General features: G+C 69.0%; 23 protein-coding genes and 1 tRNA gene. 13 read left to right on the top strand and 11 right to left on the bottom strand.

What is annotated here, in order from left to right; translation table 11 throughout:
• Positions 1-175: 175 nt before the first annotated feature.
• The 4 genes from MEU52_RS05670 to MEU52_RS05655 all read right to left on the bottom strand — a co-directional run bounded on the left by MEU52_RS05670 (position 176) and on the right by MEU52_RS05655 (position 3,514).
• On the bottom strand, positions 176-313 hold the full coding sequence (locus MEU52_RS05670; RefSeq protein ID WP_238119209.1) for an Arm DNA-binding domain-containing protein: 138 nt from the start codon (positions 311-313) through the stop codon (positions 176-178).
• Positions 314-460: 147 nt separating this feature from the next.
• A tRNA-Ser gene (locus MEU52_RS05665) sits at positions 461-550 on the bottom strand.
• Positions 551-947: 397 nt separating this feature from the next.
• Positions 948-1,796, bottom strand: coding sequence for a 2,3,4,5-tetrahydropyridine-2,6-dicarboxylate N-succinyltransferase (dapD, locus tag MEU52_RS05660; RefSeq protein ID WP_238119210.1), 849 nt, complete (start codon positions 1,794-1,796; stop codon positions 948-950).
• 92 nt (positions 1,797-1,888) lie between these two features.
• Positions 1,889-3,514: a peptide chain release factor 3 gene (locus MEU52_RS05655; protein WP_238119212.1), complete on the bottom strand. Its 1,626-nt coding sequence runs from the start codon at positions 3,512-3,514 to the stop codon at positions 1,889-1,891.
• Between the two features lie 59 nt (positions 3,515-3,573).
• Between MEU52_RS05655 and MEU52_RS05650 the strand changes: the two genes are divergently transcribed.
• On the top strand, positions 3,574-4,026 hold the full coding sequence (locus MEU52_RS05650) for a hypothetical protein (RefSeq protein ID WP_238119214.1): 453 nt from the start codon (positions 3,574-3,576) through the stop codon (positions 4,024-4,026).
• Positions 4,027-4,195: 169 nt separating this feature from the next.
• Positions 4,196-5,266: a hypothetical protein gene (locus MEU52_RS05645; protein WP_238119216.1), complete on the top strand. Its 1,071-nt coding sequence runs from the start codon at positions 4,196-4,198 to the stop codon at positions 5,264-5,266.
• Between the two features lie 105 nt (positions 5,267-5,371).
• Here the strand turns inward: MEU52_RS05645 and fdxA are convergent, their stop codons facing one another.
• From fdxA to MEU52_RS05630, 3 genes are all read right to left on the bottom strand, one after another.
• The gene (fdxA, locus tag MEU52_RS05640) at positions 5,372-5,707 is read right to left on the bottom strand and encodes a ferredoxin FdxA (protein WP_238119224.1); all 336 of its coding nucleotides are present in this window, start codon (positions 5,705-5,707) and stop codon (positions 5,372-5,374) included.
• A 92-nt stretch (positions 5,708-5,799) separates the two neighbouring features.
• Positions 5,800-6,114 (bottom strand): RNA-binding S4 domain-containing protein, encoded by a 315-nt coding sequence (locus MEU52_RS05635; protein ID WP_238119226.1) that lies wholly within the window; start codon positions 6,112-6,114, stop codon positions 5,800-5,802.
• A 107-nt stretch (positions 6,115-6,221) separates the two neighbouring features.
• Positions 6,222-9,539, bottom strand: coding sequence for a helicase-related protein (locus MEU52_RS05630; protein WP_238119235.1), 3,318 nt, complete (start codon positions 9,537-9,539; stop codon positions 6,222-6,224).
• A gap of 219 nt (positions 9,540-9,758) precedes the next feature.
• Between MEU52_RS05630 and ubiG the strand changes: the two genes are divergently transcribed.
• Entirely contained in the window at positions 9,759-10,499 is a 741-nt protein-coding gene (ubiG, locus tag MEU52_RS05625) for a bifunctional 2-polyprenyl-6-hydroxyphenol methylase/3-demethylubiquinol 3-O-methyltransferase UbiG (protein ID WP_238119263.1), read from the top strand.
• 15 nt (positions 10,500-10,514) lie between these two features.
• Here ubiG and MEU52_RS05620 read toward each other — a convergent pair whose 3' ends face one another.
• Positions 10,515-11,624, bottom strand: a complete 1,110-nt coding sequence (locus MEU52_RS05620) for a site-2 protease family protein (protein WP_238119265.1) — start codon at positions 11,622-11,624, stop codon at positions 10,515-10,517.
• A 166-nt stretch (positions 11,625-11,790) separates the two neighbouring features.
• Between MEU52_RS05620 and MEU52_RS05615 the strand changes: the two genes are divergently transcribed.
• The 4 genes from MEU52_RS05615 (at position 11,791) to MEU52_RS05600 (ending at position 14,814) form a co-directional block, all read left to right on the top strand.
• Positions 11,791-12,261 carry a MarR family winged helix-turn-helix transcriptional regulator gene (locus MEU52_RS05615; RefSeq protein WP_238119274.1) on the top strand — a complete coding sequence of 157 codons (471 nt, stop codon included), beginning with the start codon at positions 11,791-11,793 and terminating at the stop codon, positions 12,259-12,261.
• Complete coding sequence (locus MEU52_RS05610) at positions 12,258-13,625, top strand: multidrug effflux MFS transporter (RefSeq protein WP_238119276.1); 1,368 nt, start codon at positions 12,258-12,260, stop codon at positions 13,623-13,625. The genes MEU52_RS05615 and MEU52_RS05610 overlap by 4 nt, the downstream gene beginning before the upstream one ends.
• Positions 13,626-13,729: 104 nt before the next feature.
• Positions 13,730-14,143, top strand: a complete 414-nt coding sequence (locus tag MEU52_RS05605) for a hypothetical protein (protein ID WP_238119278.1) — start codon at positions 13,730-13,732, stop codon at positions 14,141-14,143.
• Between the two features lie 71 nt (positions 14,144-14,214).
• On the top strand, positions 14,215-14,814 hold the full coding sequence (locus MEU52_RS05600) for an OmpA family protein (protein WP_238119280.1): 600 nt from the start codon (positions 14,215-14,217) through the stop codon (positions 14,812-14,814).
• Positions 14,815-14,893: 79 nt separating this feature from the next.
• On the opposite strand, the gene MEU52_RS05595 is transcribed toward MEU52_RS05600, so the two are convergent.
• Positions 14,894-16,018: a hypothetical protein gene (locus MEU52_RS05595; RefSeq protein WP_238125003.1), complete on the bottom strand. Its 1,125-nt coding sequence runs from the start codon at positions 16,016-16,018 to the stop codon at positions 14,894-14,896.
• Positions 16,019-16,380: 362 nt separating this feature from the next.
• Here MEU52_RS05595 and MEU52_RS05590 point away from each other — a divergent pair, with 362 nt between their 5' ends.
• Positions 16,381-16,833: an arsenate-mycothiol transferase ArsC gene (locus MEU52_RS05590; protein WP_238119284.1), complete on the top strand. Its 453-nt coding sequence runs from the start codon at positions 16,381-16,383 to the stop codon at positions 16,831-16,833.
• An 11-nt stretch (positions 16,834-16,844) separates the two neighbouring features.
• Here MEU52_RS05590 and MEU52_RS05585 read toward each other — a convergent pair whose 3' ends face one another.
• Positions 16,845-17,573, bottom strand: coding sequence for a GNAT family N-acetyltransferase (locus MEU52_RS05585; RefSeq protein ID WP_238119286.1), 729 nt, complete (start codon positions 17,571-17,573; stop codon positions 16,845-16,847).
• A gap of 160 nt (positions 17,574-17,733) precedes the next feature.
• Here MEU52_RS05585 and MEU52_RS05580 point away from each other — a divergent pair, with 160 nt between their 5' ends.
• From MEU52_RS05580 to MEU52_RS05560, 5 genes are all read left to right on the top strand, one after another.
• A complete protein-coding gene (locus tag MEU52_RS05580; RefSeq protein WP_238119288.1) occupies positions 17,734-18,501 on the top strand; it encodes an energy-coupling factor ABC transporter ATP-binding protein in 768 nt (255 codons plus the stop codon).
• Positions 18,498-19,175 carry an energy-coupling factor transporter transmembrane component T family protein gene (locus MEU52_RS05575; RefSeq protein WP_238119298.1) on the top strand — a complete coding sequence of 226 codons (678 nt, stop codon included), beginning with the start codon at positions 18,498-18,500 and terminating at the stop codon, positions 19,173-19,175. Before MEU52_RS05580 ends, MEU52_RS05575 begins: the two co-directional genes overlap by 4 nt.
• A 2-nt stretch (positions 19,176-19,177) precedes the next feature.
• Complete coding sequence (locus tag MEU52_RS05570; protein WP_238119307.1) at positions 19,178-19,723, top strand: biotin transporter BioY; 546 nt, start codon at positions 19,178-19,180, stop codon at positions 19,721-19,723.
• A 206-nt stretch (positions 19,724-19,929) separates the two neighbouring features.
• The gene (locus MEU52_RS05565) at positions 19,930-20,886 is read left to right on the top strand and encodes a CHAD domain-containing protein (RefSeq protein WP_238119316.1); all 957 of its coding nucleotides are present in this window, start codon (positions 19,930-19,932) and stop codon (positions 20,884-20,886) included.
• A gap of 206 nt (positions 20,887-21,092) precedes the next feature.
• The gene (locus MEU52_RS05560; RefSeq protein ID WP_238119318.1) at positions 21,093-23,033 is read left to right on the top strand and encodes a PHA/PHB synthase family protein; all 1,941 of its coding nucleotides are present in this window, start codon (positions 21,093-21,095) and stop codon (positions 23,031-23,033) included.
• 60 nt (positions 23,034-23,093) lie between these two features.
• Here MEU52_RS05560 and MEU52_RS05555 read toward each other — a convergent pair whose 3' ends face one another.
• A complete protein-coding gene (locus tag MEU52_RS05555; protein WP_238119320.1) occupies positions 23,094-24,083 on the bottom strand; it encodes a zinc-dependent alcohol dehydrogenase family protein in 990 nt (329 codons plus the stop codon).
• Positions 24,084-24,178: the final 95 nt, after the last annotated feature.

Genomic DNA, 24,178 nt, shown 5'->3' with positions numbered 1-24,178 from the left:
CTCACACCGTATTCCGCTGCGAGTTATGCCAGCCGCAAAATGGCTAAGCCCACCTCCCAACGTTCAAAACGACAGCCGGAATAGCGTCATTGATAGAGGGCTTGCCTGATTTTGTAATGGTCACGTCTTCGAGCGCTCGATTGCCAATGAGCTTGGACTTCCCGTGGGTGGCGGATCATGGCTCTTTGAAATTCGCCTGAGCTGCTGCCAGTTTGGTGGAGCACGGGTTAAGGTGGAGACCTCCGCCGTCGGTCAGCTTGTAGGGCTTTTCGGCCGCCTTGGCTTTGCGGATCCGCATGTCTGTGAGCGGCATTCGGCGGCCTCCCCCTTTACCCGGTTTTTACCCGGGATCGACTGCGCTTTAGCGCGATATCGTGAGGTGCCCGGCCGTCGATATGTCGCGCAAATCAAGCGCTGGCACGGCTTCTGATGGGATCTAAGATGGGGCGAGATTGAGGGATGGCGGAGAGAGAGGGATTCGAACCCTCGATACGGTTGCCCGTATACACGCGTTCCAGGCGTGCGCCTTCAACCACTCGGCCACCTCTCCAGCCGCACCGGCAGGCCGGCGCAAAATGTGTGAATGACCCATCGTTCGACGATGCCGTCGCCCGGTGATCATCACGTCATGGCAGTGTTTCACCGACATGACGTCGCCAGGCGCTTCCAATCAGATCTTGGGTGAGCAGCAGCGCCGGTTGATGCGCTGCGTCCTGGCGAGGCCGCGGAATATACAGGCTCAGGGCCGTCGCGCAAGCGGGATTCGCGCGCCCTCCGCCACGCCATGCACAGCTGCGTCGGTTCATCGTCGCGGCCGGCATCCGGCACTGGCGTGCGGAGCCTCGCGCCCGTTCGTCCGTGCGCCGCCCGCTGCCCCACTCCGTCTTGCGGACGTGGCACGGCGCGGGCGCGGCGGCACCCCGGCGAAGGGGGCCGCCGCCGGTTTGTCAGTCGCGCAGGAGGTCGTTGATGGAGGTCTTGGAGCGGGTCTGTGCGTCCACGCGCTTCACGATCACGGCGCAATAGAGCGAGGGGCCGGGCTGCCCGTTGGGCAGCGGCTTGCCGGGCAGGGAGCCGGGCACCACCACCGAATAGGCCGGAACCTCGCCGATGAAGACCTCGCCGGTCTCGCGATCAATGATCTTGGTGGAAGCGCCGATGAACACGCCCATGGAGAGCACCGAGCCCTGGCGCACCACCACGCCTTCCACCACCTCGGAACGGGCACCGATGAAGCAGTCGTCCTCGATGATCACCGGGCCGGCCTGCAGCGGCTCCAGCACGCCGCCGATGCCGACGCCGCCCGAGAGGTGCACGTTCTTGCCGATCTGGGCGCAGGAGCCCACGGTGGCCCAGGTGTCCACCATGGTGCCCTCGCCCACATGGGCGCCGAGGTTCACGAAGGAGGGCATGAGCACCACATTGGGGGCGATGTAAGCGGAAGCGCGGACGATGGCGCCGGGCACCGCGCGGAAGCCGGCGGCGCGGAATTCCGCCTCGCCCCAGGAGAGGAACTTGGAGGGCACCTTGTCCCACCAGTGGGCGCCGCCGGGGCCGTTGCCGATGGCCACCATGTCGTTGAGGCGGAACGACAGCAGCACCGCCTTCTTCAGCCACTGATTCACCGTCCAGCTGCCATCGGCCTGGCGCTCGGCGACGCGGGCCTTGCCGCTATCCAGAAGGCTGAGGGCGGTGTCCACGGCCTGGCGCACCTCGCCCATGGTGGTGAAGCCGATTTCGGCGCGCTTCTCGAACGCCGCGTCGATGATGGTTTCAAGCTGGGCGAAGTCAGACACGGGTTTCCTCCAAGGGACGGATTGGCGGCGAGCGACGGCCGGGCTGCGGCCGGCCGGATGGATCGAAGAGGCGGAAGAGGGGAAGGAGGCGCTCAGCCCCGTTCCTTCACCGCCACGAATTTGAGCTTGGGCCATTCCTCGATGGCGCGGTCCAGCACCCACTGGCTGCGGGCGAGATAGACCGGCGCGTCATCGCGGTCGCGGGCGGTGGAGGAGCGGTTCGCCTCCATGAAACGCTCCACCTCGGTGCGCTCGCCGGTGATCCAGCGGGCGGTGACGAAGGAGGTGGTCTCGTAGCGGATCGGCACGCCGTATTCCTTCTCCAGCCGCGCCGCCAGCACGTCGAGCTGCAGCGGGCCCACCACGCCGACGATGGGGGCGGGATCGGACACCGGCTTGATGACCTGCACCACCCCTTCCTCGGCCATGTCCTGCAGCGCCTTCAAGAGCTGTTTGGCCTTCATGGGGTCGGCCAGCAGCACCCGGCGCAGGATTTCAGGGGCGAAGTCGGGCAGGCCCTCGAAGCGGATGGTCTCGCCCTCGGACAGGGTATCGCCCACCCGCAGCATGCCGTGGTTGGGAATGCCGATGATGTCGCCGGCCACCGCCTCATCCACCGTCTCGCGCTCCTGGGCGAAGAAGAAGATGGGGTTGGCAATGGCCATCTGCCGCTTTTCGCGGGCATTGAACAGCTTCATGCCGCGCTTGAAGCGGCCCGAGCAGAGGCGCACGAACGCCACCCGGTCGCGGTGGTTGGGGTCCATATTGGCCTGGACCTTGAAGACGAAGCCGGAGACCAGGTCCTCGCCCGGCTCCACGGTGCGCTCGCCGGCGGCGCCGCGGGGCTGGGGGCTGGGGCCCACGGCGCCGAGCCCCTCGAGCAGCTCGCCGACGCCGGCTTCCTTCAGCGCGCTGCCGAAGAAGACCGGGGAGAGGTGACCCTCGCGGAACGCTTCCAGATCGAACGGCGGCAGCACCCCGAGCGCCAGGGTGAGGCTCTCAAGGGATTCGGTGAGAATGCGCTCTTCCACCCCGTCGAGGCCGATCAGGTCCTCGGGTGTATTGAACGGCACCTCGCGCACCAGCGGCCCGCCGCGCTCGGTGGCAAGGCGCGCCACCTTGGCGGTGATGTCGATGAGGCCGCGGAAATCGACGCCGAGGCCGATGGGCCAGGTGAGCGGTGTGAGATCCAACGCCAGGGTGGAGGAGACCTCATCCATCAAGGCGATGGGGTCGAGGCCCTCGCGGTCCACCTTGTTGACGAAGGTGAAGATGGGAATGTCGCGCAGGCGGCAGACCTCGAACAATTTGCGGGTCTGGCTCTCGATGCCCTTGGCCACGTCGATCACCATCACCGCCGCGTCCACCGCCGAAAGGGTGCGGTAGGTGTCCTCGGAGAAGTCCGAGTGGCCGGGGGTGTCGAGCAGGTTGAAGACGATGCCGTCCTTTTCGAACGTCATCACCGAGGAGGTGACGGAGATGCCGCGCTGCTGCTCGATCTCCATCCAGTCGGAACGGGTGCGGCGGCGCTCGCCGCGCGCCTTCACGTGGCCGGCCATGCGGATGGCGCCGGAGGCAAGCAGCAGCTTTTCCGTCAACGTCGTCTTACCGGCGTCCGGATGGGAGATGATGGCGAAGGTGCGCCGGCGGGCATAATCGGGCAGGGCGTCCGGTCTGGCGGCCGCGCGCGCCGCGCCATGGTCAGGGGTGTGGAGCATGGCGGCTATATAGTGCGAAACCGGCCGCCGATAAACGGCCAACGCAAGGGAGCGGGGTGATGACGCGCAAATTTGGGCGGATAAGGGCGGGGCAGGGCGCCGGCGGCGCGGGACTGCTGCCGCGCACCGCCTGCCTGCTGGTGGCTGGGCTCGCGTGGGGCGTCGCCCCCGCGGCGGCGCTGATGCCGCCTTATGTCTATGAAAATGCGCGGCGAGATGCCGCCAGTGTCATCGTGCTGGAGGTGCAGGGCGTGACGCCGCCCACGGAAGGCTACGGCGCCTGTCGGGTCACGGGCGTGGTGCGACAGGTGGAGCGGGGCACCACGCTGCAGCCCGGTGCACGGGTCGTGCTCGATGTTCCTTGCGTCGAGCCCGGCGCGCAGCCCCCCATCGGCGGCACCATTTACCAGGCGGTGCCCACCCTGGCCGCCTCGCGCTTCGGCCGCGCCTGGCTCGATGGCGCCGGCCGGGTGGTGCAGTCACAATACCAGGTGCTGACGCAACTGCCGTGAACGCCCGGTCGGGGTGCCACAAGGGCACGGTTCCTGCTTGAGGGGAGGGCAGGGGACCCTTTGGGTGGAAACCCGCCACGGATCCGGCGCGCGACGCGGCGTCCTCAGGCGGTGGACCGGCGATCCGTCCCTGCGGCGCGCGCGGCGCCGCCGATCCGGAGAGACACCCATGACCGCCCCAGACGTCGCCTTATCGCCCCTCACGTCAGCGCCAGCGCAGGAAGCGCCATTGTCCGCAGCGGAGCTTGCCGCTTTGGACGCGGCCTATGTGTCGCCCACCTATCTACGCACCCCGTTCCGGGAGTTCCTGCTGCGAAATGATCGGGGCCTCTATTGGCTGCGGGCACCGCACGGCGTGGGCAAGACCCTGTTCGTGCGCGGCATCATCGCCCGGCGCCCGGGGCGGAACCCGGCCGAGCAGGAAGGCATCGACAGCGCCACCTCCAGCGACGTGCGGGCGTTCGGGGTGCATCTGGTGGCCGGTGACCCACCGGCGGCGGTGCTCGCCGCGCTCGACGCAGCCTTCGCGGCGGAGTGCGGGCCGGGTGCGACGGTGGATGGGGAGGCCCAGACACCGGCCGAGGCGCTGCTCGTGCGCTTCAGGAAGTGGCATGCCCAGGTGGTGGGCAGTGGGGCCAAGCGGCTGCTGGTCTGCCTCGATGGGGTGGAGAAGCTGGCGGAGGGGGCCGCTCTGCCGCCGCCGGCCGCAGCCCTGCCGGCGGGGGTCATCGTCCTCGTCACCTCCCGGTCACCGGACGGCGAACGGCCAGCCGGCCCCGAGGGCGCGACGGTGCGGGACGTGTGTTATGGCGATGCGGACTATACCGACATGCTCGCGCGCTATTTCAAGAACCGCACCCGGCCGCTTCTGCGGGCCAAAGTGGTGGCTCACTTCCGCCAGCTCTTGGAGACCAAGGCCCCGTTCGAGAGCGGCGGCCGCGACAACAGGCTCACCAACGATCCGGAGCTGCGCGACAGCCTCAAGGCGGAATGGAAGAAGCTCACCAACATCTATCCCCGCTACACCGGCCTGCCCCTGCCCATCACCCCATTGGTGGGGCTATTGGACCAGTTCGACCAATTATGGGCGGATCTGATCGATCACGCCGAGCGGCGGTTCACCGACCTGGCCGCCATGCTGGATGCGCTGACCGACGGGCGCCTGGAGGTGGAGGCGGTCGCGGACCTGCCTCGGGGCGAGGGGCTGCTGGCGCACCTGCGGGCCCTGCCGGTGGCCTGAGCCGAGAGGGCGGCTATGCGCCGCGCAGGGATCATCGCACGGCGGACGAGGCGAGCAGCCGCGTCCCCGCGAACGGGTCCTTCGGGAGAGGTGATTGCGCGGCGATCAGTCGCCGGTGCCGGGCTCGGGGGAGAACATCTCGTCCTTGCCGGGCTTGCCGTCCCACTCTTTGGCGTCGGGCAGGGCGTCGCGCTTCACGGTGATGTTCGGCCAGGTCTTGGCATATTCGGCGTTCAGGGCGGCCCACTTCTCAAGGCCCGGCTCGGAATCGGGCTTGATGGCCTCGGCCGGGCATTCGGGCTCGCACACGCCGCAGTCGATGCATTCGTCAGGGTGAATGACGAGCATGTTCTCGCCCTCGTAGAAGCAATCCACGGGGCACACGGCAACACAATCCGTATACTTGCAGCGGATGCAGTTCTCGGTGACGACGTAGGCCATGGATGATCCCTTTCGCGGCGTCCCAGTGCGCGCTTACCTTGCCGGCTCCTGGCCGATCGGCGGCGCGCTCTTGCCGCGTCCTCTATTGCACGTCAGTTTTCGGTGATTTCATCGAAAAGCTCGGCGACTGAGTTAGCATCTCCGCGCCGTTCAGAAAAGCTCAAGACTCGCAGCACCCGTACGCGAAAATCGAGGGCGATGGTGAGGACCTGTCCCACCCGCACGCCCTGGCCCGGGCTGGTCACACGATGGCCGTCGAGCCGCACGTGGCCGGCGCGGATGAGCGTGGCGGCATCGGTGCGGGACCGCACCACCCGCGCATGCCAGATCCAGCGATCCAGCCGCTGGCGTCCATCGCCCGGCTCGATCGCGGGGTCGGGTACCGCGGCAGATCGGCCTTTCCTCACGCGACCTGTTCCCCGCGCAAAGCGGCCGGAGCCCACCTGCGTGGGGCTCCGGTCCGTTGATGTCGAGGGCCGCGGGACGCGAACCCTCATGGGATCCTTAGGGGATCCTACTTGCCCTTCTTCTCCGTCTCCATGCGCGCCTTGAGGGCGGCGAGCGCGGCGAACGGGCTATCGGGATCCATCGGCTTGTCGCGCCGGCGTTCCTGGTGGGCGGGGCGATGCTCGTTGCGCGGCGGCCGGTTGTCCTCCCGCGGGCCGCGCGGCGGGCGTTCCCCGCGCGGCGGCCGCGGCGCGCGCTCGCCTTCGGCGGCGCCGGCATCGGCGGCTGGCGCGTTTTCGGCGCGGCGATGCCCGCCCTCGCCACGGCGCTCACCACGACGGTGCCCGTCCTTGCCACCGAAACGCTGACCTTCGCCACGCTGGCCCTCGCCGCGCTGGCCCTCGCCACGCTGGCCATGGGGCCGGTCGCGACGGGGCGCGCCCGGCGGCCGGCCGGGACGCCACACCTCGATCATCTCCGGCTCGGCGGGCTCGCCTTCCACCACTTCGGGACCACCGGGAGCGGCGGGGGTCTCCACCTCAGCCGCCACTTCGGCGGCGGTGGGGTCTCCGCTGGCGTCCAGGGCCTCCACCGCGACCTCGGTTTCCACCAGGTCCTCGGTCTTGGCATGCTCGACGCCCTCGGTCGCGGCATCCGCCTCCACCCGAGCCTCTTCCAACTGGGTGTCGTCCACCTGGGTGTCGTCCACCTGGGCGATTTCAATCGGGGGCTCGGCCGGGGTGGTGCCCTGCGCGGTGTCCTGCGCCGGGGCATCCACTTCAGTTGCCGGTTCCGAAGCGGCCTCGGTGTCGGGCGCCTCGGCCGGGGTCTCGAACAGCAGGTCCGCCTCGATGGCGCCTTCCGGAGCCGGCACAAGCTCCGCCGGTGCGGCGGTGGGCGCCGCTTCTTCCGGCGGCGGCGCCGGGCGGCGTTCCATGCGATAGCCCAGGGATTTCAGGATGGAGGCGAAATCCTCTCCCGAGCAGCCCGCCAGCGACGTCATGCCGACGGTGACGGAGAAGCCGCGGCCATCCACGGCACCGGCCGGCTTGGGGCCGGGAGAGCTCGGGCGCCAGTCCAGCGCCGGGCGGATGAGGTCGGCAAGGCGCTCCAGAATGTCCACGCGCACCGCCCGCTCGCCGCACACGCGGAAGCCGACGGCCCGGTAGAGGCCCTTCTGGATCTCGTGATCCACGGGTATGGAGGTGCGGCCCGACGCGGCCAGGTGCGGCAATTCGTCAAGGCCCTTCTGGGCGAGGCCGCCATGCTTGAGGGCGTAGAGCTCCACCGCCAGCGAGCGGGGGGCGGGCTTCAGCAGCGCCGGCAGGTAGATGTGGTGGGCGCCGAATCGCACGCCATAGCCGCGCAGGGTGGCGCGGGCGGTCTGGTCGAGGCTCTTCATGTCCTCGGCGACGCGGGCGCGCTCCAGCACGCCGAGTGATTCGACGATCTGGAAGGCGATGCCGCGGGCGATGCCGGTGATGTCCTCGGCGGCCTGCAGCTTCAGGAGCGGGCCGAGCAGCTTGTCCACATGGGCTGCGAGCCACAGGGTGATGCGGGCATCCACCTGGTCGCGGGCAGCCCCGGTCAGGTGCTCGTCGGCGATGATCTTGAAGCGGGGCTTCAGGACCTCGTCGCCGGGAATGAGCTTGGCCACCGCCTCGCCGGTCCAGCGGATGGTGCCGTCGATGGTGAGCACGAAGGCTTCATCCACGGCCTGGGCCAGACGCTGGGCGCGCGCTTCGATCTCGCCGGCCAGCGCCTGCTGGGCGGCGGTGCGTAGCGCCTTGGCCTCTTCTCCGCCGGCGGTCGGTTCCGCCTGGAACTGGAAGCCGTGGAGATGGCCGATGACATGTCCTTCGACGGTGACGTCGCCGGTCTTGCTGATTTCAGTTTCGAGCATCTTTTTCTCTCGCAGGCGTCGCATGAGCACGCTGGTCCGCCGATCCACGAAACGCTGAGCCAGCCTTTCGTGCAGTGCATCGGACAGCTTGTCCTCGACCCCTCTCGTGACGCCTTGCCAGTGCTCCGGATCCTTGAGCCAGTCGGGCCGGTTGGCCACGTAGGTGAGAGTCCTCACCTGCGCGATCCGGCTCGACAACGTGTCGATGTCGCCTTCTTGGCGATCGGTCAAGGCGATTTGACGTTTGAACCAGTCATCGGGGATGAAACCCCCCCCTTCCACATGCCCGAACAGGGTGCCCACGAGCTCCGCATGGGCTCCGGGCGACACCTTGCGATAATCGGGGACCTGGCACACCTCCCACAGGCGTTCCACCTGGGCCGGGGAGGTCACGCGCCGCGCCACCTCCGTGTCACGGCTCATGATTTCCAGCACCGCCACGTCGTCGGCGGTGGGGGCTCGGGTCAATCCCTCTTCGCGCGGGGGTTGCGACAGTGCGGCCAGCAGCGCGGAAATGGTCCTGAAGTCCGGACGGGAGTTGCGCCATTGCAACACCTTGGCGGTGTCGAACGCATGCTCCTCTAATTGCGCCACCAGTTCCTCGTCGAGGGGGGCGCATCGCCCGGTGGTGCCGAAGGTGCCATCGCGCAGCGCGCGGCCGGCGCGGCCGGCGATCTGCGCCATCTCGGACGGGTTGAGGCGGCGGAACTGCCAGCCGTCGAACTTGCGGTCCGAGGCGAAGGCCACATGGTCCACGTCCAGATTGAGGCCCATGCCGATGGCGTCGGTGGCCACCAGATAATCCACGTCGCCGGACTGGTAGAGCTCCACCTGGGCATTGCGGGTGCGGGGCGAGAGCGCCCCCATGACCACCGCCGCGCCACCCCGCTGGCGGCGGATGAACTCGGCGATGGCGTACACCTCCTCCGCCGAGAAGGCGACGATGGCCGAGCGCCGGGGCAGCCGCGAGATCTTCTTCTCGCCGGCAAAGGAGAGGGTCGACAGGCGCGGGCGCATCATCACATTGACGCCCGGCAGCAGCTTCTCGATCAAAGGCCGCATGATGGCGGAGCCGAGCAGCAGGGTCTCGTGGCGGCCGCGCCGGTTCAGCAGGCGGTCGGTGAAGACATGGCCGCGGTCGAGATCGGTGGCGAGCTGGATTTCGTCGATGGCGACGAACGACACGTCGAGGTCGCGCGGCATGGCCTCCACGGTGGAGACCCAGTAGCGCGGATGCTTGGGCTTGATCTTCTCCTCGCCGGTGACGAGGGCAACCTTGTCCGACCCCACCTTCTCGACGATGCGCTGGTACACCTCGCGGGCGAGCAGGCGCAGCGGCAGGCCGATGATGCCGCTCTCATGGCCGAGCATGCGCTCGATGGCGAGGTGGGTCTTGCCGGTATTGGTGGGGCCGAGGACCGCGCTCACCCCCCGCGCACGCACGGTGCGCGGCAATACGGCCCATTGGGTGATGTCATCCATCGGCGTCAGGTTCGATCCGCAGTGAGAGGGGATCTGTACCATATTGGGTCGCCGACGCGAGGGCGAAAGGTGCAGCGCGTCATCGCCGGGAACGAAACGGCGACAAAGCGCGCGCGAATCGCGGCGCGGCACGGGATCGCGCTTCGTTCTGCGCTCTTGTGGGCGGCCGCCGGGCTGCTTAAAGCTCACCCGTGCCCCAGATGGGGGAAGGAGGTTGCCATGTCGCTGTCCCAGGCCACGGTGGATCCCGAAGAGGTCGCCCGCTTCGACGCGCTCGGCGAGGAGTGGTGGAACGAGAAGGGCAAGATGGCCCCGCTCCACGCCATGAATCCCTTCCGCCTCGCCTTCCTGCGCGGCGCCCTGGTGCGGCACTTCGGCCGCGATGAGAAGGCGCTGCGGCCGCTCGGCGGGCTTCGCGTGCTGGACATCGGCTGCGGCGGCGGGCTGCTCAGCGAGCCGCTGGCCCGCATGGGCGCGCAGGTGACGGGCATCGATCCCGCCCCCGGCAATATCGAGGTGGCCCGCGCCCACGGCCGCGCGTCCGGCCTCGACATCGAATATCTGCCCTCGACGGCGGAAGAGCTGGCGGCCCGCGGCGCCCGCTTCAACGTGGTGGTGGCGCTGGAGGTGGTGGAGCACGTGGCCGACGTGAGCCTGTTCGTGCGCACCGCCGGCCAGCTGGTGGATGAGGGAGGCCTGCTCATCCTCTCCACCCTCAACCGCACGGCCAAGAGCTTCGCCCTCGCCATCGTCGGCGCCGAATATGTGCTGCGCTGGCTGGCGCCGGGCACCCATCGCTGGGAGAAGTTCATCACCCCGGACGAGCTGGAGGCGACACTTGCCGCCGCCGGCTTCGCCCCCACCGAGAAGGCGGGGCTGGTCTATCATCCGCTCAGCCGCACCTTCAGCCTCTCGGCCGATCTCGACGTGAACTATTTCATGGTCGCCGAGCGCATGTGACGGTGGCGCCGCGCCTCAGCCGGCGCGGCGGAACAGGTTGGGGCCGCGCTCGGGGCGGGCGGCATGGATCATCATCAGCTCGCCCACATTCTCCGGGGTGAGCAGGCCGACGAGGCGGCCGTCGCCATCCACCACCCCCACCGCTGGCACCTGGGCGGTGGTGATGAGCTTCAGCGCCGAATCGAGCCGGGCGCGAGCCTCCACCGTGGGCACGTCCTTCTGCATCACCTGGATCACCGGGGTCTGCGGGCCCTCGTCCTTCATGGCGTGGATCATGGCGTCGCGGGTCAGCACGCCGCGCAGGTGGCCGCCGCCATCGACGATGGGGAATTCCTTCTGGGTGGAGCGGATGAGGGCATCGGCCGCATCGTCCACCGTGGCGGTGGGGCCCAGGGTCTCAAAATGGGTGATCATGGCGTCGGCGACGCTGAGCCCGCGCGACGCTTCCTTGAGCTGCACCTGGCCGGCCTCGCCGGAAGCGGCGAGGAACACGAACACGCCGATGATCATCAGCATGGGATTGGTGAAGATGCCCAGCAGCCCGAGGCCGATGGCGATCGCCTGGCCGATGGAGGCGGCCATGGCGGTGGCCCGGCCAAAGCCCATGTTCATGGCCAGCAGCGCCCGCAGCACCCGGCCGCCATCCATGGGGAAGGCGGGGATGAGGTTGAACACCACCAGGAAGATGTTGGCGCCGGCGAGCTTCACCAGCATGGAGGTGCCGGGATCCTCGATCTTCGACAGGTCGTCCACCTTGAAGCCGGCACCGAGGATCAACAGCAGCACCGCGGCGATGGCCACGTTCACCAGCGGCCCGGCGATGGCCACCACCAGCTCCTCGGAGGGCTTCTCCGGCATGCGCTCCAGGCTGGCGATGCCGCCGAACGGCCAGAGGGTGATGTCCGGGGTCTTCACGCCGTAATGGCGGGCGGCGAACACGTGGCCGAGCTCGTGCAGCAGCACGCAGGCGAACAGCAGGGCGACGAACAGCACCCCCTGCCAGGCGGCATCGGCGCCCCCCATGCGGTAATAGGCAGCCCAGATCCACACCAGGAACAGCAGGAAGGTGACATGGATGCGGATGGCGGTCTCGCCGAGGCGTCCAATGGTCAAGGACCAGGGCATGGGGATCTCCACGGGCCGGCGGCGGGATCGCTGCCGGCGGTTCGGCCCAGACATAGGCCCTGGAACGCGCCGTGCAAACCATCGCGCCCCATCGCGGGCATTGCGGGGGGCGTGCTCATGGAGACGCTTGTTTGTAAGGTCACCTTATTATAAGGTTTGTTTTGAAATGGCTGAAACTCCCATCGGATTCCTCATCGTCGATGCGGCGCGGCTCTACCGCGCGCGCATCGACCGCGCCTTCACCCAGGCCGGGCTCGGCCTCACCGCGGGGGAAGCGCGCACCCTTGCCTATGTGAACGAGCATTCGGGCCTCCGGCAGAACGCGCTGGCGGTGAAGATGAATGTGGAACCCATGACCCTGGTGGGCTTCCTCGATGGGCTGGAGCGGCTGGGCCTGGTGGTGCGGGAGACCGATGCCACCGATCGGCGCGCCAAGATCGTGCGCCTGACCGATGCGGCGCAGCCTTATCTCGAAGGGGTGCTGGCCGCCGCGACCGCCGCGCGGGCCGAGGCCCTGGCCGGGTTTTCCGACGCCGACCAGGCGCAGCTGCGCGCCTTTCTCATCCAAGTGCGTGCCAACCTCGCACGCTGTCGGGAGGAGGGCGCCCGGGATGACGGGAGCAAGAGCGAAGAATGAGCCGCGCTGAGCTGTCCGGAACCACGACCGCAGGCCGTCCCGCGCCGATGATGTCGGAACTTCGGGTGGCCGTGCTCGGGGCGCTCATGGTGATGCTCGGCCCCATCAGCCTCGCCATGTACACCCCTGCCATGCCGGCACTGGTCTCGGCGTTCGAGACCACCCCGGCGGCTGTGAAGCTCACCTTGACGGTGTTCTTCCTCGGCTATGCGTTTTCTCAGCTGGCCTGTGGGCCGCTGTCCGATGCCTTCGGGCGGCGGCCGGTGGCGCTGGGCTTCTTCAGCATCTACGTGCTCGGCTCGCTGGCGGCCACCTGGGCGCCCAGCATGTCGTGGCTGGTCACCGGCCGGGCCCTGCAAGGGGTGGGGTGCGCCGCCGGCATCGCCGTGTCGCGGGCGCTGGTGCGCGATCAATATACCGGCCAGGTCTCGGCCCGCATCATGAACCTCATCGGCACCATGCTGGCCATCGGCCCGGCGGTGTCGCCCACCCTCGGGGGCGTCATTCTCGGCGCCGCCGGCTGGCACATGATCTTCGTGGTGATGGCCGCCTATGGCGTGATCCTGCTGGGTCTGCTTGTCTTTTTCGTGCCGGAGACCAATATCGCGCGGGATGCTTCGCTCGCTTCGCCCGTGGGCATCGCCCGCAGCTATGCGCGGCTGCTGGGTGACCGCTCCTTCATGCGGGCGAGCCTGGTGCTGGGCGGCGGCCTTGGTGGCCTTTATACCCTGTCCGCCCTGGTGCCCTTCGTGCTGATCCAGGGGGTGGGCCTCACCCCCACCGAGTTCGGTCTCGCCATGCTGGCGCAGACCGGCTCCTTCCTGTGCGGCACGCTGATTGCCGGCCAGCTGCTGAAGCGCATGAGCGCGGCCGCACTCGTGCCCATTGGCCTCACCCTGATTCTGTGTGGCGCGGTGGGGCTCGGCGTCGGTCCGCGGGTGCTGCCGCTCTCCACCCTGACGGTGATGGCTCCCATCGGCCTGTGGGCGTGCGGCGTCGCCATGGTGATGCCGGGCTGCACCACGTCCGCCCTTGCCAATTTCGCGCAGATCGCCGGCGCCGCCTCCGCCTTGATGGGCTTCATGCAGATTGGTGGCGGCTTTCTGGGAACGGCGGTCTCGCTGCTGTTCGCGTCACCGCTCGCGGCCCTGTGCACGCTGCTGCCGGCGGCGGCGCTGGTGGCGCTGGCCGGCCATCTGCTGCTGCGTCCCCGCGCGGCGCAAGCCTCGGACACGGCGCCTGCCACACCGGTGGGCGCCGGGCCGGTGAACCCGGCGGACCTCGAGCTCGCCGCCGATCCCCTCGGTGTGGTGGGGGCGGCGGGCGACGAGATCGAGGCGCAGACCTACTCGCGATCCGCATAGCAATTTTCGGCACCCCACCCACCCCTGTTCGCGTTGACCTGCTCCGTAACGGCATGATCAAACGTCAGGGTGGCCGCACGCCGGCCAGGGGGTGGGAGAAACATATGAGATTTTCAGGACTTGTCCTGGGCGCGCTGTTGCTGCTGCCGGCAGTGGCGCAGGCGCAGACCGTGAGCTATGCGGAGGCGGCCGGCCAGCTGGCGCAGCATTGTGGCGAGGACATCATGCGGCATTGCCGCGGGGTCAATCTCGGCAATGGCGCCATCAGCCAGTGCCTGGCGGCCAACCAGGCGAAGCTGGCGCCGAACTGCGCGGCCAATCACGAATCCATCCGCATGATGACCGAGGCACGCGCCGCGGCGCAGCAGGCCGTGCACCGGCTGTGCGATCGCGACCGCGCCGAATTCTGCCCGGGCGTCCAGCCCGGCGACGGCAATATCGTCTCCTGCCTGCTGGAGGCCTCGAAGGTGGTGAGCCAGGCCTGCGAGGCCGGCCTGACCAATGCGGGGTATCGCTGATGCGCGCCGGAACCAAGCGGGAGGCAGGATCCATGACAGCCAAGTCGTTTGCAGGATCGTTTGCAGGATCGATGGCCGATGCCCTGGCTGCCGCGGTGGCCGCCAGCGCGCTGCTGTTGGCCGCCGGCACGCCGGCCATGGCCCAGGTGTTCACGCCTAACGCCGAGATCGTCCAGGGGCTCTCCAGCTCGGTGGACGATGTGCCGGGCGTTTCGGCGGAAGCCCTGCGCGGCCTCGCCGAGGCCCATATGCAGTATGAAGGACCGCCGCAGAGCCGGCCGCCGTTGGCCCTGCAGCTGGATCAACTGGCCCAGGTGAACGTGGAGATCGAGTTCGAACTGAACTCGGCGATGGTGAAGCCATCGTCCTACCGCACCCTCGGCGCCATCGCTGACGCCATGCACAATCCGGTGTTGCTCGGCTACAGGTTCCTGGTGGTCGGCAACACCGACGCCACCGGCACCCGGGCCTATAACATGAAGCTGAGCCAGGAGCGGGCCGATGCCATCGCCAGCGCCCTGACCACCACCTTCCGGGTGGATCCGCGGCGGATCCAGGCGGTGGGGCTCGGCGAGGAGGCACTGCAGGATACCCAGCATCCCGACGCCGCCATCAATCGCCGGGTGCAGATCTTCAACGTCGGACGCGCCGGCCCGCTGCCGCCGCTGTGACAGGCGAGCGGTCCCGATCATGACAAAGGGCCCTCCCGCCTGCAGCGGGAGGGCCCTTTTCACATAGCGGTTCGACCGATCAGGACTTCGCGGCCTTCGCCTTGGCGGGCGCTTTGGCGGGCGCCTTGACTGGGCCTTTGGTCGCTGTCTTGGCAGAGGTCTTGGTCGCCGTCTTTGTCACGGTCTTCGGGGTGGTCTTCGGCGCGGCTTTGGCAGCGCTCTTCGCCGGCGCCTTGGGCGCGGCCGGGGCGCTGGCCACGGCTTCCGGCGCTGCTGCCTCGACCACAGCGGGGTTGGGCGCAGGGGTCTTGGGCGCAGGGGTCTTGGGCGCAGAAGCCTTCGGGGCGGAGGTCTTTGTCGCCGGCGCCTTGGGCGCGACGGTCTTGGTGGTCGGCGCCTTGGCCTTGGCCGTCGCAGCCTTGGCCGTCGTAGCCTTGGCGGTCGTAGCCTTGGCGGTCGCGGGCTTCGCGGCAGCAGCCTTCCCGGCGGCCTTCGGTGCAGCTACGGGCTCTGTCACCGGCGCAGTGGCCTGAGAGGCGGCCGGCTTAGACGCTGCAGCCTTGGGCGTGCTCTTCGGCGCAGTCGCCTTTGGCGGGACCGTCTTGGGTGCCGTGCCCTTGGGAGAGGCGAAAGTCTTCGCCGCGCTGGCCTTCGCCGCGCTGGCTTTGGCGGCGGAGGCTTTGGTGTTGGTGGTGGGCGCCGGCGCGGACTGCGATGCGGCCTTTGCCTTTCCCTTCGTCCCGCTCTGCGTAGCGCTCTTGGCGCTGGCGGCCTTCACCATCGGCGCCGCCGCCGTTTTCGGAGCAGCTTTGGCCACTGCCTTCACCGGCGCCTTCACCGGCTTTTCAGCGACCGGATTGGTTGCGAGCTTGGTTGCGAGCTTGGCCGCGGGCTTGGTCGCGGTCTTGGCCGCCGCCTTTTGGGGGGCCGCCTTGACGGCCGGCGTCGCCACAGGCTCGGTGGCCTTCGCCGGCGCGGCCGTCTTTGTCGCGGGGGGCTTGGTGGCCGGAGCTTTGGCCGCAGCCTTCACTTTCGCGGGCTTGGCGGTCGCCTTGCTCGTCGCGGCCTTGGGCTTGTCGGCGACTTGGGTGAGGCAAGAGGCGGCGAGCGTCTTGATGTCCTCATGGGTGATGCTGCCGGGGTCCTTGAGCGCCTTGGCGGCGATCTTGGCCACCTCCGCGCTCGTGACTTCACTCTTCGCCATTTCTGCCTCCACATCTGAGCGCCGGCGAAGATTCAACGTGCAGTCCATGTCGGCCCTGTTCCATGTCGGCCTATGTTGGCGCCCGCCAGCATCTCATTGATCTCGCGCATCAATTTCAGAATGGTTAACGCAAGCTCAATGGTTCGTGGGAACCGCCGATGACGGTGTGGCCGGGCCGCATATGCCGCGGCTAAAACCCTGCAGCGGCAAGGTGTTCGCGGTGGTTCCGCTGGTTCGGGCGTGGTCCGGGCCAAGGGCTGCGACGGCATTGTCATGTTCGCGTCGGGGCCCGCTCTTATGGTCCGCGCCAACCGAATCACCCGTTCTTTGTGATTCGGCTCTTGGTGAGGGGAGCGAGCGTGATGATCGCGCGGCCGTCCATTCTGTTCGTCTGCCGTGACAATGCCGGCTTGAGCCTGATGGCTGAAGCGGTGGCCATGCACGTGTCGGCTCGGGTGAGGGCCTTCAGCGCGGCGGTGGGCACTCCGGCGCCGGTGGATGGGGCGGCGCTGGAGGCCCTGCACCACGCGCATATTCCGGCCGATGGCCTGTCCTCCAAGCCGGTGGAACTGTTCGCGCTGTCGGGGGCGCCGCGGGTGGATCTGGTGGTGACGCTGGTGGACGAGGCGCACCGCGCCGCCCGGCGGCTGCCCTGGATGCATCTGATGCGGCTGCGGACCTGGCATTTCGAGGATGTCGCGCGCCAGGCCGATCCCCAGGCGCGGCGGGTGGGGTATCGTCGCCTGCTGCCGGATCTGCGGGCCGCCGTCTCCGCCCTGCTGGTGCGTGAGGACGGCTTCGCCTCGGCGGCCTGAAGGGCGCGCGCCTAAAGCGCCGCCCGCAGGTCCTCAAGCCGCCGGCGCTGGCGGCCGTCCGCATCGAAATTCTCCGGGGCGAGCCAGGCTTCGAGCGCCGCCCGCGCCCGTGGCCAGTCGCCGTCCAGCAGTGCGTACCAGGCGGTATCCCGGTTGCGGCCCTTGACGATCATATGCTGGCGAAAGATGCCCTCGAAGGTGAAGCCGAGCCGCTCGGCGGCTCGACGGGAGGGGGTGTTGAGGGCATTGCACTTCCATTCATAGCGACGAAACCCCAGGGTCTCGAAGGCGTGCCGCGCCATCAGATACATGGCCTCGGTGCCGCCGGGCCGATGCTGGAGCTGCGGCGTGAACAGGATGTTGCCCACCTCCATCACCCGATGCCCCGGCTCGATGCGCATGTAGCTGGCATGCCCCACCGCCCGGCCATCCCGCCTGTCCTCGATGGCGAACAGCAGGGGGTCGGACGCGGCCGCCGCGCGCGCGTAATATTCGGTGAAGGCTTCGAGGTTGGCGAACGGCTCGGGAGTCAGATAGGCCCAGAGTGCCGCCTTCTCTGGCCCATGTGAGCCCGCGAAAAGGTCGGCGGCGTGGCGCTCCGGGGCGAACGGCACCACGCGCACATGGCGCCCGTCCAAGGCTACCGGTTCCGGCCGGCGCGCGGCCACGCCGGCCACCTTAGGACCGATGGGTGACGCGGGCGGCCATGCCGGGCCGGATAGGGCAGGATTCTCAATCATGGCACCGCCTCCCGGGCGCGCCGGGCCCGTGGGCCGGCGATGGAGTTTCTTCTGATAGCGTGGCTGATCCGCCGACGCCATGGTGCGGGAGCGAGCCTGAACACTTGCGCGGCGGAAGGATCCGTTACATCGAAGCCAGACACTGAAGGGACTGACACCGTTGTTCGCTTCCTCTCGTTCCGATGCGCCCGCAGCCGGCGCTGGCGTTCGCCTTGCCGATGTGGAGGTGACGCGCGGCGCCCGCGTGGTGTTCTCCGGCCTCACCCTGGCCCTCACCGAGCGCCGCATCGGCCTGGTGGGGGACAATGGGGCGGGCAAGAGCACCCTGCTGCGGCTGCTGAACGGCCTGCTGCTGCCCGACAAGGGGCGGGTGGAGGTGGCGGGCCTGGAAACCCGCGGCCATCGCCGGCAGCTGCCGGCACAGGTGGGGTTCGTCTTCCAGAATGTGGATCATCAGATCATCTTCCCCACGGTGCGGGAGGAGATCGCCTTCGGCCCGCGCGAGCAGGGCTTCAGCAAGGCGGCGGCCGCGGATCTCACCGAGCGCCTGCTGGCCGACCACGGCTGTGCCGGCTGGGGCGAGCGGGCGGTGGACGAACTGTCGGAAGGCCAGAAGCAGCTGGTCTGCATCCTCGCCGCGCTGGCGGCCGGGCCGCGCCTGCTGCTGCTCGACGAGCCGTTCTCGGCGCTGGATCTGCCCACACGGCTGGCTCTGTGCGCGCGGATCGCCGGGCTGGATCAGCAGGTGATCATGGCCAGCCATGATCTCAGCCTGTTCACCGGCTTCGATCGCCTGCTGTGGCTGCGCGGCGGGGAGGTGGCGGCGGATGGTCCGCCGCAGGTGGTGCTGCCGCTCTATGAGGCACACGCCCGCCTGAAGGCCGGCCTCGCCGTGGCGCCACCGCGCGCGGGGGGAGCGGGCGGATGATCGGCGGCTATCTCGACCTGCGCAGCCCCCTGCACCGGCTGCCGGCGGGGGTGAAGCTGATCGGCCTCGCGCTGCTGTCACTGGTGCTGCTGCCGGTGGAGTCGCCGCTGGTGCTGGTGCTGGCGCTGGCGGCGGTCATCCTGGTCTATGCCAGCTTCGGCCGGCGCGGGGTAGCGCGGTTGCGGCAATGGCTGGTGCTGGCGCCGTTGCTGGCGGCCATTGCCGCGCTGCAGATCTGGGCCGCCTCGTGGAGCGTGGCGGCCACCAGCGTGCTGCGCATCGCGCTGATGGTGCTGCTGGCGGATCTCGTCACCCTGTCTACCCGCCTGCAGGATATGATGGATGCGCTGACGGTGGTGTTGCGGCCGTTCGAGCGCTTCGGCTTCGAGAGCCGGCGGCTCTCCCTGGCGGTGGCGCTGGTCATCCGCTTCGTGCCGGTGCTGCTGGCGAACTGGCGGGCCCGCGAGGAGGCCTGGCGCGCCCGCAGCAGCCGGCGCGTGGGGTTGGCGCTGGTCGGCGCCTTCTTCTCGGGCGCCTTGCGCAGTGCCGATCAGGTGGCCGAAGCGCTGGAGGCCCGCGGCTTCGCCGCGACCGGGCGGGTGCCGGGAGAGGCGGGGCAGGGCATGAGGCCCGTGGTGCGGCAACAGACAAGACAAGAGACGAGAGAGGATTGAGCATGGAAACGCGGGCCCTTGTTCGCATCGCTCTGGTGGCCGCGCTGATCGGCGCGCTGGGGTTCGTGCCGCCGGTGTTTCTGCCCATCGCCGCGGGGGTGCCGGTGAGCGCGCAGACCCTCGGCGTGATGCTGGCGGGGCTGTTGCTGGGGGCGCGCGGCGGCGCCGCGGCCTGCGCCCTGTTTGCGCTGGTGGTGCTGCTGGGCGCGCCACTCCTCAGCGGCGGCCGCGGCGGCCTGGGCGTGCTGGCGGGGCCCACGGTGGGGTTCTTCCTGGGCTTCATTCCCGGCGCCTTCGTCACCGGCTGGCTGGCGCAGCGCCTGCGTCTGCCGGCGCTGGTGTCGGCCATTCTCGCGGCGGTGGTCGGCGGGGTGGGTGTCATCTATCTTTGTGGCGTGCCAGCGCTGGCGCTGGTGGCGGGCATCAGCCTGCAGCAGGCCTTGATCGGCTCAGCCGTGTTCCTGCCCGGCGATCTGCTCAAGGCGGTGGCGGCGGCGGTGCTGGCCTCCACCGTGCTCAAGAGCTGGCGTATTCCGGCACGCGCCTAGAAGGCGGGTGATTGGCACAGGGCTGCGGTATCCCGGTCGGGTTCATCCAATGGAGATGTGCCCGGTGTAAGCGAACCGGCGGGCTTTCGCGCCACCGCGCCTGCGACACCTTCGCCTTCGCTCTTCGGGTGAGGAACCGCTGTCGTCGGCGTGCGTTGGCCGAGAATGGCCCGATCGTATTTGTCGCCCGCTGGATGGATGTCCTGATGATGCATCGCCCCGACCCGAGCCGAGCTGATCCCGTGTCCGCACCGCAGATGAGCGCGGCGCCGCCCGCTCCGGTCTCCGCTGACCCTGCGGCGCGGGCGCCGTTGGCGGCGGCGCTGCATCGCACGCTGGACAAGGTCGCGCGGGCGGCGGCCGATTCCGATCCGGTGGAGATGGTTCACGACGCCCGCAAGGCGATCAAGGAATATCGCGCGTTGCTGCGCCTGGTGGATGGGGCGGCGGCGCGCGCCGCCCGTCATGCCGCCGCCGCGGTGGCGCGTGGACTGGCTGCCGCGCGCAATCGCGCCACCGCCCAGGAGGCGCTGGACCTTCTGGACGTCGCCGGCCTGTGCCTTGCCTGCGATCTGAAGGAGGCGCGGGCGGCGCTGGCTTCCGACGGCAGTGAGGTGTCGGAAGCCGCGCACCTGCGTAGTGATCTCGAACGCTTCGTGACCGAGACGCGGACCCATCTGGAAGAGAAGCTGGAAGCCCATGCCGATCAGGCCGATCTGGCGGCCGGGCTCGCCGCCGCCTATGGCGCCGCCCGTCGCACGCGCCTGACGTCACCGACCGCCATGCATGAGGCGCGCAAGCGCGTGGTGACCCATCGCTACCAGATGAGCTTCATCGCCAGCCAGTTCGGCGGGCGCGGCGCCAAGCGGGCTGGCCGGGCGCAGCGGCTGCGCGACGTGCTCGGAGCGTATCAGGACGTGGAGACCCTGCGGCCCATGCTGCGGGCGGCGTCCGTCTTGCCGCCGAGCACCCTGGACCGGCTGGAGCTGAGCATGGCCCGCCTGCAGAAGCGCCTGAAGCGGGAGGCGGTGCGCCAGCACCGGGCGCTCTTCCACCGGGCGCCGGCCGCGTTCGAGCGCAAATTCTCCGATCTTCACCCCGGCACCGGTCGACGCGCCGATGTGGCGGATGCCGAGCTGGAGCCGGTGGACCGCGACGAGTGAGCGCACCCCTGCGGAACCGCGCCGGGCGCAAGACATGACGCCATCTTGCCGGTTCTCGGTGCGCCCTCACATTGTTTCGCCATGATCCGCGGTTGCGGTAGCATGGGGTTCGATTGGTGGTCGCTCGTGTTCCGGGATTGCGGCTGGCGCGGTGTTGACCGGCGCCAGACCCGGAAGGGCGCGGCGCCCGAAAGGCAGGAAGACCGATGTCCGTGGAAACTCCCGTCGCCCGTCCCTCCGAGACGGTGGCTGCCGCGCCGGAACTGGCGCCCGAGCCGAAACTGCCGGCGGTTCAGACCCCTGCCGCGGCGCCGGCCGCTGCCGCGGCGCAGACCTCGGCTCTGTCTTTGGCCCATCCCGGCCAACTGCTGGCGGAAGCGCTGGCGAGCCTGAGCCGGGTGGACGACAGCGATTTCGACCGGGGCAGCGGCCAGGAGGCCTTGCGCGCGGTGGATCGCGCGGCTGCCGCTTATGTGGCCCACCTCACGTCCGGCTTCTCGCCCACGGCGCTTACCTTGGCGTTCCTGGACTGGTGGATGCACCTGTCCGCCGCGCCTGGAAAGCGGGCGGAACTGGCGGTGAAGGCGGCCCGCAAGATGGCCCGCTTCGGCACCGGCGTGCTGGCTGCCGCCCTCGATCGCGAGGCCCAGCCCTGCATCACGCCGCTGGCGGGCGATGATCGCTTCCGGGCGCCGGAATGGCAGGCCTGGCCCTATTGCCTATGGTCGCAGGCGTTCCTGCTGAACCAGCAGTGGTGGCACAATGCCACCCATGACGTCCCCGGTGTCGATCCGCACAATGAGGCGGTGGTGGCCTTCGTGGCGCGCCAGCTGCTCGATATGTTCTCGCCCTCCAACAACCCCTTCACCAATCCGGAAGTGGTGCGGCGGACGCGCGAGACCCACGGCATGAACTTCGTGCAGGGCTGGCGCAATTTCCTCGATGACATGGCCCGCAAGGCCACCAACCAGCCGCCGCCCGGAGCCGAGGCCTATGCGCCCGGCAAGAACGTGGCGGTGACCCCGGGCGAGGTGATCTTCCGCAACCACCTGATCGAGGTGATCCAGTATCGCGCCACCACGGCGGACGTGGCCGCCGAGCCGGTGCTGATCGTGCCGGCCTGGATCATGAAATATTACATTCTTGATCTGTCGCCCCACAATTCCCTGGTGCGCTATCTGGTGGAGAAGGGGCACACGGTGTTCTGCATCTCCTGGCGCAATGTGTGGGAGGAGGACCGTGACCTCGGCTTCGATGATTATCGCCGGCTGGGGGTGATGGCGGCGCTCGATGCGGTGGGGGCGGTGGTGCCCGGCCGCAAGATCCACGCGGTGGGCTATTGCCTGGGCGGCACTATCCTGTCGGTGGCCGCCGCCGCCATGGCCCGCGCCAATGACGACCGCCTCGCCTCGGTGACCCTGTTCGCCGCCCAGACCGATTTCAGCGAGCCGGGCGAGCTGCAGTTGTTTGTCGATCCGAGCGAGCTCTACGTGCTGGAAAGCATGATGTGGAACCAGGGCTACCTGTCCGCCGGGCAGATGGCCGGGGCGTTCCAGATGCTGCGCTCCAACGATCTCGTGTGGTCGCGCATGGTGCATGAATATCTGATGGGCGAGCGCACGCCCATGAACGATCTCATGGCCTGGAACGCCGATGCCACCCGCATGCCCTACCGCATGCATTCGGATTATCTGCGCAAGCTGTTTCTTGACAACGATCTGGCCGCGGGTCGCTACCAGGTGGACGGGCGGCCGGTGTCGCTGCTGAACCTGCGGGTGCCGCTGTTCGTGGTGGGCACCGAGCGCGACCACGTGGCGCCGTGGAAGTCGGTCTACAAGATCCACCAATTGACCGACACCGACGTGACCTTCGTGCTCACTTCCGGCGGGCACAATGCCGGCATTGTCAGCGAGCCCGGCCACAAGCACCGTCATTATCGCATCCACGACACCAAGCTCGGCGAACTGCATCTCGGTCCCGACGAGTGGGTGGAGGCCAATGCCCCCATCGAGGGCTCGTGGTGGCCGGCCTGGGAAGAGTGGCTCACCGCCCATTCCGCGCCGGGGCGCTTCTCTTTGCCACCCATCGGTGCCCCCGGCTTCGCCCCCATCTGCCCGGCGCCGGGCACCTATGTGATGGAGCGCTGAGGCGTATTGCGAACACGAAAGGCCGGCGCTCCAGGGCGCCGGCCTTTTTCGTTGGGCGGATCAGTGCTCCGGCACCAGCACCGCGGCGCCGGTGAGGCGGCCGGTACGCAAATCGTCCAGCGCTTCGTTGGCCTTGGTGAGGGGATAGGGCGTTACATGGGTGGTGACGCCCACCTGGGGCGCCAGGGCCAGGAATTCGTGGGCATCCTCGCGGGTGAGGTTGGCCACCGACATAATTTTCCGCTCCTCCCACAGCCAGCGATAGGGAAAGGAGGGGATGTCGCTCATATGGATGCCGCCGCACACCACCCGGCCGCCCTTCCGCACCGCCCGGAGGGCCTGCGGCACCAGCTCGCCGGCGGGGGCGAAGATCAGGGCTGCGTCCAGCGGCACGGGCGCTGGCGCGTCGGAAGGGCCGGCATAGATGGCGCCGAGGCTTCTGGCGAAGTCCTGGGCCTTGGTGTCGCCGGGGCGGGTGAAGGCGTAGATCTCGCGGCCCTGGTGGCGGGCCACCTGGGCGATGATGTGGGCCGCGGCGCCGAAGCCATAGATGCCGATGCGCCGGCCTTCCCCCGCCATCTTCAGGGTGCGCCAACCGATGAGCCCGGCGCACAGGAGCGGCGCCAGCGCCACATCCTCGCCGATCTCGCCGAGGGGATAGGTGAAGGAGGCGTCCGCCACCGTGTGGGTGGCGAAGCCGCCGTTGCGGGTGCAGCCGGTGAATTCCGGCGTGTCGCAGAGATTTTCCTCGTGCGCCGCGCAATAGGGGCAGGTGCCGCAGGCATGGCCGAGCCAGCCCACTCCCACCCGCTCGCCGAGCTTCAGGTGGGAGACGCCGGCCCCCAGCCCCGCCACCCGGCCGACGATCTCATGGCCGGGAATGATGGGCAGGCGGGTTTCCGGCAGTTCGCCATCCACCACATGCAGGTCCGTGCGGCACACCCCGCAGGCGGTGATCTGGATCAGCACTTCGCCTGGGCCGGGCACCGGATCGGGCCGGGTCTCGCCCACCAGCGGGGTGCCGGTGTGGTTGAGAACCATCGCGAACATGGGCGGCCTCCTTCATTGGGATGCGCCCATGTTAGCGTGGACAGACGCGCAGCGGGGCGGCGACGCGCGCCATGCGGGCATCTGTCGCCCGCCCC

The organism is Xanthobacter sp. NM-25, from assembly GCF_022138605.1.
Lineage (GTDB): Bacteria > Pseudomonadota > Alphaproteobacteria > Rhizobiales > Xanthobacteraceae > Xanthobacter.
This window is presented reverse-complemented; position numbering and strand designations above follow the sequence as displayed.

What these genes read in the sequence shown, in the direction of transcription:
- MEU52_RS05670 (WP_238119209.1), bottom strand. Translation starts at nt 313, where the DNA reads ATGCCGCTCACAGACATGCGGATCCGCAAAGCCAAGGCGGCCGAAAAG.
- MEU52_RS05655 (WP_238119212.1), bottom strand. Translation starts at nt 3,514, where the DNA reads ATGCTCCACACCCCTGACCATGGCGCGGCGCGCGCGGCCGCCAGACCG.
- MEU52_RS05650 (WP_238119214.1), top strand. Translation starts at nt 3,574, where the DNA reads ATGACGCGCAAATTTGGGCGGATAAGGGCGGGGCAGGGCGCCGGCGGC.
- MEU52_RS05645 (WP_238119216.1), top strand. Translation starts at nt 4,196, where the DNA reads ATGACCGCCCCAGACGTCGCCTTATCGCCCCTCACGTCAGCGCCAGCG.
- fdxA (WP_238119224.1), bottom strand. Translation starts at nt 5,707, where the DNA reads ATGGCCTACGTCGTCACCGAGAACTGCATCCGCTGCAAGTATACGGAT.
- MEU52_RS05630 (WP_238119235.1), bottom strand. Translation starts at nt 9,539, where the DNA reads ATGGATGACATCACCCAATGGGCCGTATTGCCGCGCACCGTGCGTGCG.
- ubiG (WP_238119263.1), top strand. Translation starts at nt 9,759, where the DNA reads ATGTCGCTGTCCCAGGCCACGGTGGATCCCGAAGAGGTCGCCCGCTTC.
- MEU52_RS05620 (WP_238119265.1), bottom strand. Translation starts at nt 11,624, where the DNA reads ATGCCCTGGTCCTTGACCATTGGACGCCTCGGCGAGACCGCCATCCGC.
- MEU52_RS05615 (WP_238119274.1), top strand. Translation starts at nt 11,791, where the DNA reads ATGGCTGAAACTCCCATCGGATTCCTCATCGTCGATGCGGCGCGGCTC.
- MEU52_RS05610 (WP_238119276.1), top strand. Translation starts at nt 12,258, where the DNA reads ATGAGCCGCGCTGAGCTGTCCGGAACCACGACCGCAGGCCGTCCCGCG.
- MEU52_RS05605 (WP_238119278.1), top strand. Translation starts at nt 13,730, where the DNA reads ATGAGATTTTCAGGACTTGTCCTGGGCGCGCTGTTGCTGCTGCCGGCA.
- MEU52_RS05600 (WP_238119280.1), top strand. Translation starts at nt 14,215, where the DNA reads ATGGCCGATGCCCTGGCTGCCGCGGTGGCCGCCAGCGCGCTGCTGTTG.
- MEU52_RS05595 (WP_238125003.1), bottom strand. Translation starts at nt 16,018, where the DNA reads ATGGCGAAGAGTGAAGTCACGAGCGCGGAGGTGGCCAAGATCGCCGCC.
- MEU52_RS05590 (WP_238119284.1), top strand. Translation starts at nt 16,381, where the DNA reads ATGATCGCGCGGCCGTCCATTCTGTTCGTCTGCCGTGACAATGCCGGC.
- MEU52_RS05585 (WP_238119286.1), bottom strand. Translation starts at nt 17,573, where the DNA reads ATGATTGAGAATCCTGCCCTATCCGGCCCGGCATGGCCGCCCGCGTCA.
- MEU52_RS05575 (WP_238119298.1), top strand. Translation starts at nt 18,498, where the DNA reads ATGATCGGCGGCTATCTCGACCTGCGCAGCCCCCTGCACCGGCTGCCG.
- MEU52_RS05570 (WP_238119307.1), top strand. Translation starts at nt 19,178, where the DNA reads ATGGAAACGCGGGCCCTTGTTCGCATCGCTCTGGTGGCCGCGCTGATC.
- MEU52_RS05565 (WP_238119316.1), top strand. Translation starts at nt 19,930, where the DNA reads ATGATGCATCGCCCCGACCCGAGCCGAGCTGATCCCGTGTCCGCACCG.
- MEU52_RS05560 (WP_238119318.1), top strand. Translation starts at nt 21,093, where the DNA reads ATGTCCGTGGAAACTCCCGTCGCCCGTCCCTCCGAGACGGTGGCTGCC.
- MEU52_RS05555 (WP_238119320.1), bottom strand. Translation starts at nt 24,083, where the DNA reads ATGTTCGCGATGGTTCTCAACCACACCGGCACCCCGCTGGTGGGCGAG.